Genomic DNA, 13,299 nt, shown 5'->3' on the forward strand with positions numbered 1-13,299 from the left:
CGACAGTTCGAGTGCCTCTGCTACTATGCTTCCGGGGCGGTTTCGCTTGGCCGCGTGCCATGACGCTCGGGACGCAAGGGGCATCAAATGACATTCCGACGCAACGCGCCGGTCACGATCGTGGTTGCGATTGCCGTGGTGATCGCGGCCGCGACGTTTCTCACAAGCCGGCTTTTCGCCGACATGACCGACTCGGTCGAGGCGGATCGCTTCAAGACCATGCAGGCGATCGCCGAAACCGCGCTGCGCGATGCTGAAAACCGGGCGCTCGGCCGGGCCGAGCTGATTGCCGACATGCCGGCCGTGCAGCGCCTCTTCGCTGCAGGCGACCGGGAGGGCCTGCTGGCTGAGCTGAAGAAGGCCTTTGCCGACCAGAAGGCACGCCACGGAGTCGACCAGGCGCAATTCCATACAATGCCGGCCAAGTCCTTCCTCCGACTGCACGACCCCAAGTCCTTCGACGACGATCTTACCGAAACGCGGCCCATGATCGTGGCCGCCAACCGTGACAAACAACCATTGAAGGGTATCGCTATCGCCCGCAATGGCCCGGCGATCTTCGGCATCGCCGTTATGACCGATCCGGCCGGCAAGCATGTCGGCAGCTTCGAGATCGGCATGAGCCTCGCGCCCATCCTGGGCAACATCAAGTCGGTCTATGGCATGGATCTCGCTTTTTTCGTGCTCGAGCAGCCGCTTCGCGAATTTGCAAAGGGCGTCGACAAGGAGCGGTTAGGCGAACAGAATCGCGTCGGCCGCTACATCCGTTTCGAGACGACCAATACCGAACTCATGTCGGCACTGGCCAATCCGGACGACGTTGCCGTCGTCAATGAGCCGATCACCTATCTGCGCGAGGTCAATGGGCTTGCCCATGGTGTCGTGCTCATTCCGATCAACAATGCCGGTGGCACAACGCTGGGCCTGATGGCGATATCAAGCGATTTCAGCAGTTCGCGCGCCGCAGTCAATGTCACGTTGATCTATCAGGCCGTCGTCGGACTGCTCGCATTTCTGCTGTTGGCCGGCATTGTGGTCATCGTGATTCGCGGCTTCCTGCTCAGGCCACTCGAGATACTGACCGATCGTTTCGACGCGGTCCATACCGGAGCGCCGCTTGACGACATCGTCGGTGCCGATCACTTCCCGCGTGAGCTCGAACCGTTCGTCGACCTCTATGAGAAGATCCGCGTGCGCCGCAAGGATAACGGCAAATGACCGTCCGACGGCTGCCCATCGCATGGCTCGTCGCGCTGCTGTGCCTGATCTTGTCGACTGTGGCGGTTGTTGCGCAAGAGGTTGAGGACAAGACCTCGCTACCCAAGGATGCCGGCCTGCCCCTCAATGTCGAGTTAGGGGTCGCCTTCGTCGACCTGCTCGGCTTCGACGAGAATGCCGGCACATTCCGCGCCACGGTCGACCTCAGGCTGCGCTGGACCGACAGTCGGCTGCGCGATGAGAAGCCCAGTTCCAGCACGCCGCCTCAGACATTCACCGACAAGGCGGCTGAAAAGAAGATGCGCGAGATCTGGATCGCCCCTGTCGTCATCGCCAACCAACAGGGGGCTGCGTCCGATTCATCCTACGGGCTGCGCATCTATTCGACGGGCGCGGTCGAACTTATTCACCGCATCACGGCGGATTTCAACAGCGACGTCGATGTCGGCAAGTTTCCCTTTGATCGCCAGCATCTCGTGATCGAGGCCAAGGTCGACGGTCTGCCGCTCAACCTTGTCACACTGCGCTTCGGCCAGGCCGAACTCGACTTCAGCCGGGCCTCGCGCGATGCGAAAATTCCCGGCTGGTCGGTTGGTCTTGTCGACTTGAGAACGTCGCCGGCGCTCGGCTGGTACAATGTTCCACAGGCGCGCGTCGTCGCCTCGCTCGAAGTCACACGTCAGCCCGGTCTTCTTGTGGCATCCATTTTCATTCCACTGCTGGCTTCGCTTCTGATTCCATTGCTCGCCATGTGGCTCAACCGAATCGAGGACGGCATATTCATCGTGGACACGCATGAAATGATCAACATCATCATCGGCGGCCTGTTTGCGGTCATCGCATTGAACTTCACGGTCTATAGTACCTACGTCGTGCTTGCGGATGGCGACAATACGGTCAACCGCTTGTTTGCGTTAAATTACATGGCCCTCGCCATTGCACTCTTGATCAATATCGCCTTTGCACGCTTCAGCTTGGTCGCCATCTGGTTCGGACCGTGGGTCCAGGAGCAGACCTACTATGTGTTGATGTGGCTGATTCCGGTCGTCGTCATGGTCCTCGCCGCTGCCTTCCTGCTCGCCGCCTATGTCTGACCTAATCTGTGAGTTCGAACAATTCCCACGCGCGGTGCCGCCGAATCCTGCTAGATAGATCGCGCGGCAACGAGGAATGGAATGACTGCAGCCATCGACATGGGAACGGGCGCCACGGGCGACCGCTCGACGCTTGACCTTGAGGAACTGCTGGCAACGCGCCTTCTGGTGCAGGGCAATTCCGGCTCCGGCAAGTCGCATCTTCTCCGCCGCCTTCTCGAACAATCCGCCGGCTGGGTGCAGCAGGTCATCATCGATCCCGAGGGCGATTTCGTTACGCTCGCCGACCGCTACGGCCATGTCGTCGTCGAGGGCGAGCGTAGCGAGGGCGAGCTCCTCGGCATTGCCGCGCGGGTGCGCCAGCACCGCGTCTCCTGCGTGCTCTCGCTCGAAGGCCTCGATGTCGAGGACCAGATGCGAATGGCAGGCATCTTCCTGAATGGCCTTTTTGATGCCGACCGGGATTTCTGGTATCCGGTCCTGGTGGTAGTCGACGAGGCGCAGATGTTCGCGCCGGCCGCGAGCGGCGAGGTCTCCGACGAAGTTCGCAAGCTCTCGCTCGGATCGATGACCAACCTGATGTGCCGTGGCCGCAAGCGCGGGCTGGCTGGCGTCATCGCCACGCAGCGGCTGGCCAAGCTTGCCAAGAATGTGGCGGCGGAAGCGTCGAATTTCCTGATGGGCCGCACCTTCCTCGATATCGACATGGCGCGTGCCGCCGACCTGCTCGGCCTCGACCGTCGCCAGGCAGAGATGTTCCGCGATCTGCCGCGTGGCTCCTTCGTGGCTCTCGGCCCGGCGCTGACCAAGCGGCCGGTCAAGGTGCAGATCGGCAAGGTCGAAACGTCCGCCCGCTCGTCGAGCCCCAAACTGATGCCGCTGCCGCAGGCCATGGAAGACGCCGCCGATTTTATCCTGACGCCCGACCCGGCGGAGTTCGCTCGCCCCATTCCGCGCTACATCGCGCCCGCGCCGCGACCGGCGACCGACATCCTCGCCGAGCTTTCCAAACCCCGCTCAGAAGAGCCTATTGCCGCGACAGAGCCGCGCGCAAGGCGACCTGAAATGACCCCGGAGGAACGCGAGAGCCAGGCGGCGGCCGCGCTGGCGGACGTGATCGATGCTGCCTCAGCCTTCCGCACCGATGCCGAACTCTATCAGGATTTCCTCGTCCGCTGCCGCATCCGCCGCCTCGTCGGCCCGCCGCTGTCGCTGAGCGAGTTCCGCAAAAAGCTGGCCGTCATCCGTTCCGGTGCCGATGATGAGACGATGGCCGGCGAGTCATGGGGCAGGGCGCTCACCCTGAGTCATGGCGTAGCGGATGACCTCAAGGCGGTATTCCTGATGCTCGCCAATGCCGCGATCAGTGGCCGGCCGTGCCCCGGCGATGCGGCGATCGCCCGGAGCTATGGGACACATTCGGTCCGCCGTGCGCGCCGCCTGCTCGGCTATTTCGAGGAACAGGGCCTAGTTGTCACGCACCAGGATCGCGCCGGAAAACGCATCGTCGCATTCCCGGATCTCGGCTGCGAGACATTGCCGGGCGATCCCGAAGCTGCAGAGACGGAAAGCCGGGACGCGGCGGAGTAGCGGCGTGCCGGCGACTCTGGTTCGGCTCAATACATGCCGTTCTTGTTGGCGCTCGTTGCCGGAATGGGCTGAATCACGTCCCAATGCTCGGCGATCTTGCCGTCTTCCACACGGAAAATGTCCACGATGACAGACTCGGCACCGGCCCAGAACCCGCGGGTGTGAAGCCAGACCAGGTCACCCTCCGCAGCCACGCGGGCGAATTCGACCTTGGATTTCGGGGCCTTGTCGAACCCGAAGGACAGGAGTGCCTGCCTCAGCGCTTCGCGGCCGGTCGGGACCGTCGGATTGTGCTGGATATAGTCCTCCTTGAAATATCGATCGAGCGCGGACAGGTCCTTGGCGCCGAACAGCTCCTGATAGGCGGTCGTCACCAGTTCCTTGTTCTTCGCCTCCTGCTCCTGCTGCGCCAGCACGGCAGCCTGCTCGGTCGTGAGGCCGTCGGCATGTGCCGGGATGGCGGGGGCAAGTGCGAACAGAGCAAAGGCGAATGCCGTCGCAAGATATGGTTTCATGATCGTCTCCTCGATGGGTTTGACTTGGCTCAAGACCAATCCTGGGATCAGATGACAGAAAGAAAGGCGTCTGTCTGCAGCTCTCCGGTGACAAGTCCGTTTCGGATTAGTGAACAAAATCAGGCACAAGAAAGTAACTATGGAACAAATACCTGCCTTCGGCAGCGGGTGGTTCGTGGCTCGCCCGCCGCAGGTCGTTCACGGGATCAGTCGATCTCAATCCCCAGTTCGGTGCGGAGTTTTCTGGTCAGCCCCTTTGCGATCGTACGGTGGGATCGTGTGACATAGGTCTTGAGATCATCCTCCGGCAGATCGGCATGTCGGGCCACGGAGACCCACTGACGCTTGGCGAAATAGGGTGCCTGGGTGATGCCTTCGATCGATGTCAGGATTTCGAAGGACTCTTCCGGCACCTTGAAGACGATGCGGGGAATGTCATCATGCATGCCGGTGGTCAGCAGCGTAAACACCTTGCCGCCGACCTTGGCAACCCGCGAATCCCACTGGTCGACGAAGGTGACGCCGGCGAGAGAACCCGCGAAGCGTTCGAAGTCTTTCCGGTCGAAAAGCGCCATGTCATCCTCGACTGATTTGCTCTGGCAGGGACTGTCCATGAAAGCGGCGCGATGTTCAACAGCGGACGGAGGCGCCAGCACATGGAAAGTTGAGCGCCCGCTGTTGACTTTTCCGCCCTCCGCCCATAGAAGCCCGTCAACTCCGGGCAGCGATGCCCGGTGTTGCGTTTCTGCTGGCAGGTAGTCTGCAGGAACAGAGCATGTCCCGTGGCATCTCCATTCGCAAATGTGAGATACCTGTCAGAGAGGCCGAAAGGCTTTTTCAGAGGAGGGCGTGTTTCCTTATAACAAGGCGAAAAGGCTTCGGCCACGCCACAAAAGAAAGGAAATGCGATGAGCAAGCGCGCATCGTCTAAGTACAAAATCGACCGCCGTATGGGCGAGAACATCTGGGGTCGTCCTAAGTCCCCGGTTAACCGCCGCGAATACGGCCCCGGCCAGCACGGCCAGCGCCGCAAGGGCAAGCTCTCCGACTTCGGCGTGCAGCTCCGCGCCAAGCAGAAGCTCAAGGGCTACTACGGCGACATCTCCGAGAAGCAGTTCCGTGCCACCTACGACGAAGCCGCCCGCCGCAAGGGTGACACCCCGGAGAACCTGATCGGCCTGCTCGAGTCGCGTCTCGACGCGATCGTCTACCGCGCCAAGTTCGTTCCGACCATTTTCGCTGCCCGCCAGTTCGTCAACCATGGCCATGTCAAGGTCAATGGCGTCCGCGTCAACATCGGTTCCTACCGCTGCAAGGCCGGCGACGTCGTCGAGGTCAAGGAAAAGTCCAAGCAGCTCGTCATCGTTCTCGAGTCCGTCGGTCTCGCCGAGCGTGATGTTCCTGACTACATCGATGCCGACCACGGCAAGATGAAGGCCACCTTCGCTCGCGTTCCGACCCTCGCCGATGTTCCGTACCCGGTCGTCATGGAACCGCATCTGGTCATCGAATTCTATTCGCGCTGATTTCTTCAGCGAGGATGTGTCAAGAAAGCCGCCCTTCGAGGCGGCTTTTTTCGTTTGCGATCATGTTCGCAGGCACGATCTCGTCTCGTCAAGGATGCCTTAACCATGAACACAATATATCGTTAAAATTGATTTTGATCAATAAACGCCATCCTTAGTTGTGTCAATATGATCGGGGGGAGTCGAATGGGGTCATATGGACAGCGCAAGCGCACGAACGACACAGGTCTGCGGCGGAGACTGCTTGGTTTCCGAAGACAAGATCGATCTGTTCTACACCGTACTGGGATCATGCATCTCGGCATGCATTTATGATCCCGTCGCCGGAATTGGCGGGATGAACCACTACCTGCTGCCGCACAACAAGGGTAACGGGCAGAATGCGCGCTACGGTGATGAGGCGCTGCCGAAGCTGTTGGAGCAGCTTTATCTCGGTGGTGCCGTGCAGCACCGACTTCGTGCCAAGCTCTATGGCGGCGCCCGAACGCTGACCTGTGATGCCGATATCGGCCAGATGAACATCGCCTTGGCGCATCAGTTCCTGCGCGAGAACAACATCCCCATCGCCGACACGGATATCGGGGGCAGGGCCGCGCGCTGCATCAAATTCCATCCGGCGAGCGGCAGGAGCTTGATCCGGATCACGGCGGGCAAGACGCTGCTTTCCCTTGCGCGCCGAAACTGACTGGTCCGGCGCAGGCTATGCGAAATTGAGTTGCCAGCGCATTCCGAACCTGCAAGAAACGCCGCGTGTTGCGGAATACTGAACATAGCTGGGGCCTCGTCTCCATCCTGTTTCACTGGACCATGGCTGCGCTGTTCTTCGGGCAGTTCTGGCTTGGCTGGTACATGCAGGGCATCCGCAACCTGATCGACCAGTACAATCTCTACCAATGGCACAAGAGCTTCGGCTTCACGATCCTTGGGCTCGCTGCGTTCCGCATTCTCTGGTCGGTGACATCCCGGTGGCCGAAGTTGCCTGACGACATGCCACCTAGCGAAAAGTCGCTGGCACGCGGAAGCCACTTGGTTCTCTATCTCGCGCTGGTCTTGATACCAATGACGGGCTGGGCGGTGGTCTCGACCTCGCCGCTGCCGATCGCAACGTGGTTCTTCGGCCTTTTCGTCATACCTTCGCTGCCTCTCGGTATCTCGCTTCACGCCGAACAGCTCTGGTCGAGCCTTCACGCCTTCCTTGCTTACGCGGCGATCTTCCTGGTCGGCGTGCATGTACTCGCCGCACTTCGGCACCATTTCAGGAACAAGGATGACATTCTTGTTCGGATGCTCTGGCCGCGGCGCCGTTGAGCCCGGCATCTCGAGGAGGGCGCCCGATGCGTCTCGCGATCCTGACATGTTTGCTTATGTCTTTGCCATTCGCGGCAAAGGCGGATTCTCTCGGCGCGCTCAAGGGCCGCTACAAGGTAGATCCATCCTCGACCATTCATTTCTCGGTGGCCCAGATGGGCGGTCAGGCCCTTGAGGGTCGTTTCCTTAAATTCTCAGGCCAATTCGTGCTTGCAGGCGAGGATGCGTCGCGTTCGACCGTCCAGTTCACACTCGCGCCCGGAAGCATCGAGGCCGTCGATCCCCGCATCGAGGAATTCATCAAGTCGGCCTCGGTCTTCAATGTCGAGCAATATCCAAAAGTCACCTTTCGCTCGACCTCCGTGAAACGGACAGGTGACGATACGGCGGTTATCAACGGCCGCCTGAGCGCCAAGGGCGTCACCCGTGACACCAAGTTCAACATCCGCTACGAGGGCAAGAGTGCCCGCGGCCTGAAGTTCCACGTCACCGGCAAGATGTCACGCGCGCTTTTCGGCATGGACGTCGGGACGCCGATCTATTCCAACATGGTCGTGCTCGACATGGAATTGATCGGCCGGCGGGATTGAAGCTTGACCCGTCCCGTCATTGCGTTATTGCCTCAAGGCAGACCAACGACGCGGCGAGCGCGATGCTGACCACCAATTCTGACCATGAGGTCGAAGATCTCGGCTTTGCCGGCGATGCGACGATGCAGTCGCTCTTCCGGCATGCGCCGCAGTCCGGCGGCTTCAACCATCTGCGCAAGAAGCTGATCCGCCAGGTCCGGCAGGCTTTCGAGGATTTCAGCATGCTGAATGGCCAGAAGCGCTGGCTGGTCTGCCTGTCGGGCGGCAAGGATTCCTACGGCCTCCTCGCGATCCTGCTTGAACTCAGATGGCGCGGGCTGCTGCCGGTCGAGCTCGTTGCCTGCAATCTCGACCAGGGCCAGCCGAATTTCCCCAAGCACATCCTGCCTGACTATCTGACCGCGCTCGGCATCCGCCACCGGATCGAATATCGCGACACCTATTCCATCGTGAAGGAGAAGGTGCCCGAAGGCGCGACCTATTGTTCGCTCTGCTCGCGGCTTCGGCGCGGCAATCTCTACCGCATCGCCCGTGAGGAGGGTTGCGACGCAGTAGTGCTCGGCCACCACCGTGAAGACATTCTCGAAACCTTCTTCATGAACCTCTTCCACGGCGGACGCCTCGCGGCCATGCCGCCGAAGCTGCTCAACGACGATGGCGACCTGATGCTGCTCCGCCCGCTCAGCTATTGCGCCGAGGACGATCTCGCCCGCTTCGCCACCGCCATGCAGTTTCCGATCATCCCCTGCGATCTCTGCGGCTCGCAGGATGGCCTGCAGCGCAATGCGATGAAGTCGATGCTGGCTGACATCGAGACGCGCATGCCCGGCCGCAAGGAGGCGATGCTGCGCGCGCTCGGCCACACCAATCCGTCCCATCTCCTCGACCCGAAGCTTTTCGATTTTGCGGGTCTCGCTCCCATAGCTGCCAAGGAAGCCGCCGAATGACCAGTTTCGATATCATGGCGCTCGCCGCGCTGATGCGCGATGCCGCACGTGCCGAAATCCTGCCGCGCTTTCGCCGGCTGGGCGCGGGCGACATCCGCATCAAGAGCGAGGCATCCGACCTTGTGACTGAGGGTGACGAAGCAGCCGAACGCTATCTCAAGGCGCGTTTCGAGAGCATCCTGCCGGGCGCACTTTTCGTCGGCGAGGAATCGGTGGCCGCCGATCCGGCACTGCTGCCGAAGATCGCCGGCGCCGACCTCGTACTGACCGTGGATCCGATCGACGGCACCTTCAACTTCGCATCCGGCCTGCCGCTCTTCGCCGTCATGGCTGCGGTCGTCTCCAAGGGCGAGACCGTCGCCGGCATCATCTACGATCCGATGGGCGACGACTTCGTGCTGGCGGAGAAGGGGTCCGGCGCCTGGCAGGTCACATCAGATGGAAAGCGCCTCCGCCTCTCTGTCATCGCGCCCACGTCGCTCGACCAGATGTTCGGCATGGCCTCGACCGGCTATCTCTATGGCGGCGACCGTGCGACCGTGCTCGGCAACATGGCCAAGGTCCGGTTCCTGATGAACTATCGCTGCGCCGGTCATGAATACCGGACCTTCGCGGCCGGCCATGTGCACTTCCTGATGTATAACAAGCTGATGCCCTGGGACCACCTGCCGGGCACGCTGATCTCGCAGGAAGCCGGTGCCTATGCGGCGCGCTTCGATGGCTCGGCCTATCTGCCCAGCCAAACCGACGGCGGGCTCATCCTGGCGCCCAACAAGGACATGTGGGACGAACTCCGCCGCGAAGTCTTCACGGTCTAACTTCTCTTCTGATACTGCACGCCGACGCCGAAAAGCTTGCCCTTTTCAGCGATCAGGATGCAGCCGATGCTGACCAGCGCCAGGATGAAATAGCCGGCCGCGGTCGGCACGACGGTACCGTCATAATGCGCGCCGATCCACGCGCCGATGGCGGCGCCACCCGCAGTCTGCATGAAACCAAAAACCGAGGCTGCCGTACCGGCAACCGCGCCGAGTGGTTCCATCGCGAGCGCCTGCGAGTTCGATCCCACCATGCCGAAGGAAAACATCGTCAACGCGAACACGATCATGAAGGCCGTGAAAGGCAACATGTCGTTCATCGCCAAGATCAGCCAGATGCCACTCATCAGCGCGAAACAGATCAGAGCCGTATGGGTGACCCGGCGCATGCCAAAGCGGCCGACGATGCGCGAATTGAGGAAAGACGACACCGACATCAGGCCGGCCACGGCGGCAAAGGCGACCGGGAACCAGGCTCCCAGCCCGTAGATGTCGACATAGATCTGCTGCGCGGTACCGATGAAGCCGAAAAGCGCGCCCATCACGAAGATCGACGAGATACCGTAGAAGAGGGCGCTGCGGTTGGAGAAGACCAGTGCAAAACCCTGCGCGATCACATGCGGGTGCAACGGCCGGCGTGCTTCGACGGCAAGCGACTCCTTGAGCCGCAAATAGGCCCAAAGCGCGACGACGGCTGCCAAACCGGCCATGAACAGGAAGATCAGTTCCCAATGTCCGGAGAACAACAACAACTGTCCTATCGCCGGCGCGATGACAGGGATCACCATGAAGACCATGAAGATCAGCGACATGACCTCGCCCATGGCGCGACCGGAGAAGCGATCGCGCACGGCGGACTGGCCGACCACGCGCGTGGCGGCGGCGCCGATGCCCTGGACCGTTCGCAGGACGAGCAGCGTGAAGAAGTTTGGCGCTATGACCGCCAAGGCCGCGGCGGCGATATAGATCGCCAGGCCAACCATAAGGGGCGGGCGACGGCCAAAGCGATCGGAAAGCGGACCGAAGAAAAGCTGCGCGATGCCGAAGCCGACGAGATAGGCGGTCAATACATATTGCCGCTCATTCTCGTGCATGACCTTCAACGCTTCGCCCATGGCCGGCAGGGCCGGAAGCATGACGTCGATGGCGAGCGAATTGAGCGCCATCAGTGCTGCAATCAGGGCAATGAATTCCGGTCTCGAAATCTCACGTTCGGCGGGTTGCATCTGAGCACTCGTGGAATGAAACGCGGCCGGCGCGTGATCGCAGCAGGCCGCTGAAAAAGGTAGCTGGTCTATGAATCAAGATTGGACGCGTGTCCAGTCAAGATTAGTGAAATGTCGACGTCGAGGAATGACGGGTCGCGGGGCTCGTGTTGCGGAAGACACGGCCACGCTCGGTCCAGAACACCGCTGCACCCGCCGCAAGGCCGCCGAAGCCGAATGCGAAGGCGAGCGGGATGACCGTTCCGTCATAGGCTTGGCCGACGACACCGGCGAGGAGGTTGGCGACTGTCATCGTAACGACGCCGACGAGCGAGGAGGCGGTGCCGGCTATGTGTCCCATGGGCTCGAGCGCAATCGCGCTGATATTGCCCTGAAGTACGCCGAAGGACATCATGCAGATCGACAGCAAGCCGAAAGTGACCCAGAAGGGCGGATTGCCGCCGAGTGCCAGCAGGAACAGAACAAGGCCGGAGACGGTGAAGATCGAGAGCGCGCCATGCGCGACCGGCCGCATGCCGATCCGCCGCACCAGTCGCGCGCTGAAAAGGGCCGCGACCGCAATGCCGATCGACGAGGCGCCGAAGGCATAGGGGAACAGGGTACCGAGCCCGTAGAGCTCGCCATAGACCTGCTGGACGCAGACGATGTAGCTGAAGAGTGCGATCAGCGTCAGTGTACTGGCCACCGAATAGCCGGCGGTCACCCGATTGGTCACAATTTCCCCGAGTGCACCGGCGAGACTGCCGAAGTCGAGCGACCGCTGGTCTTCCGGATGCAACGTTTCCCTGAGCCGAGCGGTCATCCATATGAGCAGGAAAGTGGCGGCGATCGCGTTGAAAGCGAAGATGCCCTTCCAGGTCGCCAGGAATTCAATCTGCTGGCCGATCGTCGGCGCGATGATCGGCACGATCATGAAGGTGGTGAAGATGAAGGTCAGCACGCGCCCCATGGCCGGGCCGGAGAAGCAATCGCGGACCATGGCCAGCGCCACGACCTGCAGGGCGGCCGTACCGACGCCCTGAACCGAACGCATGGCAAGCAGCCCGTTGAAACTGGACACGAACATCGCCGCCGTCGAGCCGACAATGTAGAGGGCCAGCCCGGCGATCAGCAGCGGCTTGCGCCCGAAGCGGTCGCTGATCGGCCCATAGAACAGCTGACAGAGGCCGAAGGTGACAGTGAAGACGAGGATCACCAGCTGGCGGTCGTTCTCGTTCGTGATGCCGAAGGATCGGCCGACCGCCGGCAGGGCCGGCAGGATGATGTCGATCGACATGGCGGCGACGGCGGCGAGCGCGCCGCAGAGCGCGATGAATTCGCTCATCCCGAGATTGGCGCGCGCCTTGAGCGCAGCCTCATTTGCCTTGGCGTCGATCTGGTCCATGGAAATGTCCGCCCGAACGGGCCAAATATTCTCAAAAAATCAGGGCCGGTCGCCCGGCCCTTGGAAACTACGCGATCGAGAAGCGGCTCAGGCCGCCTGACCCTTTGCGTTGATACCCTTGTCGGCGAGGAACTGCTGGAGTTCGCCGGCCTGGAACATCTCGGTGACGATATCGCAACCGCCGACGAATTCACCCTTCACATAGAGCTGCGGAATGGTCGGCCAGTTGGAATAGTCCTTGATGCCCTGGCGAAGATCGGCATCGGCCAGGACGTTGTGGCCCTTGTAGTCCACGCCGACATAGTCGAGGATCTGCACGATCCTGCCGGAGAAACCACACTGCGGGAAATCCGGGGTGCCCTTCATGAAGAGCACGACGTCGTTGCTCTTCACTTCATTGTCGATGAAATCGTTGATGCCGCTCATTCCAAAAATCCTTTCACGCACGGGGTCAAGGCCCGCAGGTTCCGATTGCCCTTAGATAGCAAGCAAATGTGGGGAATTCCAGTATGCAAATAGCCGGTTTCACTGTACTGCCACGCACTTGCTCTCGCCGCTCTCGGTAACTGCCTTGCTTTCGAGATCAAACGTCTTCAGCGCTGCAGTCGCCGACCCGAACCCGTTTGCCTCATTTTCCGCGAAGCTCGGGCAGCTCTCCGCCGTAGCCCGCCCGGTGCGCTGCCAGAATGCGAGGCGATTCCCCTTGAGCTCATATTCGTCAGCGGGCACGTCAAGGATCGCCTTGCCCGTCTTGAGGTCATGGACCACGAGATCGCCCTGCGGGCCGGTCGAGCGGCTGAGGATCAGGCTGTCGCCCGAAAGGTCAGCGTACCAGAGCGGATCGCCGACTTTACCGATCACGAGATCGGCTTTCGATTCGTCGAAGGTGCAGCCAGCCGGCGCGGCGCCCTTGAGCTTCGTCACGGCGAACTGGTTGCCCGCATCGTCAGGATAGGGCTGGACGACGACATGGTAGCGATCGTTGGAGTAGCATTGCGGCTCGGCCATGCTCGCCGATGAGAGCGTCACGCAAAGCAGCGGCAGTCCCGCGAGGACAACTGCTATCGAATTGGTCATGGGCGA

Annotated in this window: 15 protein-coding genes; 9 read left to right on the forward strand and 6 right to left on the reverse strand. The window is 61.2% G+C overall.

The genetic code is table 11. The features are described 5' to 3' along the window. Positions 1–87 precede the first annotated feature (87 nt). The 3 genes from AC2YI2_RS10400 to AC2YI2_RS10410 all read left to right on the forward strand — a co-directional run bounded on the left by AC2YI2_RS10400 (position 88) and on the right by AC2YI2_RS10410 (position 3,902). A complete protein-coding gene (locus tag AC2YI2_RS10400) occupies positions 88–1,218 on the forward strand; it encodes a cache domain-containing protein (RefSeq protein ID WP_487386405.1) in 1,131 nt (376 codons plus the stop codon). Continuing rightward, positions 1,215–2,312 (forward strand): ligand-gated ion channel, encoded by a 1,098-nt coding sequence (locus tag AC2YI2_RS10405; protein WP_487386406.1) that lies wholly within the window; start codon positions 1,215–1,217, stop codon positions 2,310–2,312. The genes AC2YI2_RS10400 and AC2YI2_RS10405 overlap by 4 nt, the downstream gene beginning before the upstream one ends. A gap of 81 nt (positions 2,313–2,393) precedes the next feature. Continuing rightward, entirely contained in the window at positions 2,394–3,902 is a 1,509-nt protein-coding gene (locus AC2YI2_RS10410) for a helicase HerA domain-containing protein (protein WP_487386407.1), read from the forward strand. Between the two features lie 26 nt (positions 3,903–3,928). Here AC2YI2_RS10410 and AC2YI2_RS10415 read toward each other — a convergent pair whose 3' ends face one another. Then, positions 3,929–4,417: a nuclear transport factor 2 family protein gene (locus AC2YI2_RS10415; protein WP_487386408.1), complete on the reverse strand. Its 489-nt coding sequence runs from the start codon at positions 4,415–4,417 to the stop codon at positions 3,929–3,931. A gap of 206 nt (positions 4,418–4,623) precedes the next feature. Continuing rightward, entirely contained in the window at positions 4,624–4,992 is a 369-nt protein-coding gene (locus AC2YI2_RS10420; RefSeq protein WP_487386409.1) for an MmcQ/YjbR family DNA-binding protein, read from the reverse strand. A gap of 333 nt (positions 4,993–5,325) precedes the next feature. On the opposite strand from AC2YI2_RS10420, the gene rpsD reads away from it, so the two are divergent. From rpsD to AC2YI2_RS10450, 6 genes are all read left to right on the forward strand, one after another. Then, positions 5,326–5,943 (forward strand): 30S ribosomal protein S4, encoded by a 618-nt coding sequence (rpsD, locus tag AC2YI2_RS10425; RefSeq protein ID WP_487386410.1) that lies wholly within the window; start codon positions 5,326–5,328, stop codon positions 5,941–5,943. A gap of 244 nt (positions 5,944–6,187) precedes the next feature. Further along, positions 6,188–6,628 carry a chemotaxis protein CheD gene (locus AC2YI2_RS10430; RefSeq protein ID WP_487386411.1) on the forward strand — a complete coding sequence of 147 codons (441 nt, stop codon included), beginning with the start codon at positions 6,188–6,190 and terminating at the stop codon, positions 6,626–6,628. Positions 6,629–6,693: 65 nt separating this feature from the next. Next, complete coding sequence (locus tag AC2YI2_RS10435) at positions 6,694–7,251, forward strand: cytochrome b (RefSeq protein ID WP_487386412.1); 558 nt, start codon at positions 6,694–6,696, stop codon at positions 7,249–7,251. Between the two features lie 26 nt (positions 7,252–7,277). Further along, a complete protein-coding gene (locus AC2YI2_RS10440) occupies positions 7,278–7,841 on the forward strand; it encodes a YceI family protein (RefSeq protein ID WP_487386413.1) in 564 nt (187 codons plus the stop codon). Positions 7,842–7,963: 122 nt separating this feature from the next. Then, the gene (gene ttcA / locus AC2YI2_RS10445; protein WP_487386841.1) at positions 7,964–8,788 is read left to right on the forward strand and encodes a tRNA 2-thiocytidine(32) synthetase TtcA; all 825 of its coding nucleotides are present in this window, start codon (positions 7,964–7,966) and stop codon (positions 8,786–8,788) included. Then, entirely contained in the window at positions 8,785–9,606 is an 822-nt protein-coding gene (locus tag AC2YI2_RS10450) for an inositol monophosphatase family protein (RefSeq protein WP_487386414.1), read from the forward strand. Before ttcA ends, AC2YI2_RS10450 begins: the two co-directional genes overlap by 4 nt. On the opposite strand, the gene AC2YI2_RS10455 is transcribed toward AC2YI2_RS10450, so the two are convergent. The 4 genes from AC2YI2_RS10455 to AC2YI2_RS10470 form a co-directional block, all read right to left on the reverse strand. Continuing rightward, positions 9,603–10,904: a multidrug effflux MFS transporter gene (locus tag AC2YI2_RS10455; protein ID WP_487386842.1), complete on the reverse strand. Its 1,302-nt coding sequence runs from the start codon at positions 10,902–10,904 to the stop codon at positions 9,603–9,605. The two genes, AC2YI2_RS10450 and AC2YI2_RS10455, sit on opposite strands and share 4 nt — an antisense overlap. Before the next feature lie 31 nt (positions 10,905–10,935). Beyond that, on the reverse strand, positions 10,936–12,216 hold the full coding sequence (locus tag AC2YI2_RS10460; RefSeq protein WP_487386415.1) for a multidrug effflux MFS transporter: 1,281 nt from the start codon (positions 12,214–12,216) through the stop codon (positions 10,936–10,938). An 87-nt stretch (positions 12,217–12,303) separates the two neighbouring features. Continuing rightward, a complete protein-coding gene (gene grxD / locus AC2YI2_RS10465) occupies positions 12,304–12,642 on the reverse strand; it encodes a Grx4 family monothiol glutaredoxin (protein ID WP_487386416.1) in 339 nt (112 codons plus the stop codon). Between the two features lie 99 nt (positions 12,643–12,741). Beyond that, complete coding sequence (locus AC2YI2_RS10470; protein WP_487386417.1) at positions 12,742–13,293, reverse strand: hypothetical protein; 552 nt, start codon at positions 13,291–13,293, stop codon at positions 12,742–12,744. Positions 13,294–13,299: the final 6 nt, after the last annotated feature.

The organism is Rhizobium sp. SRI_017 (genome assembly GCF_057586295.1).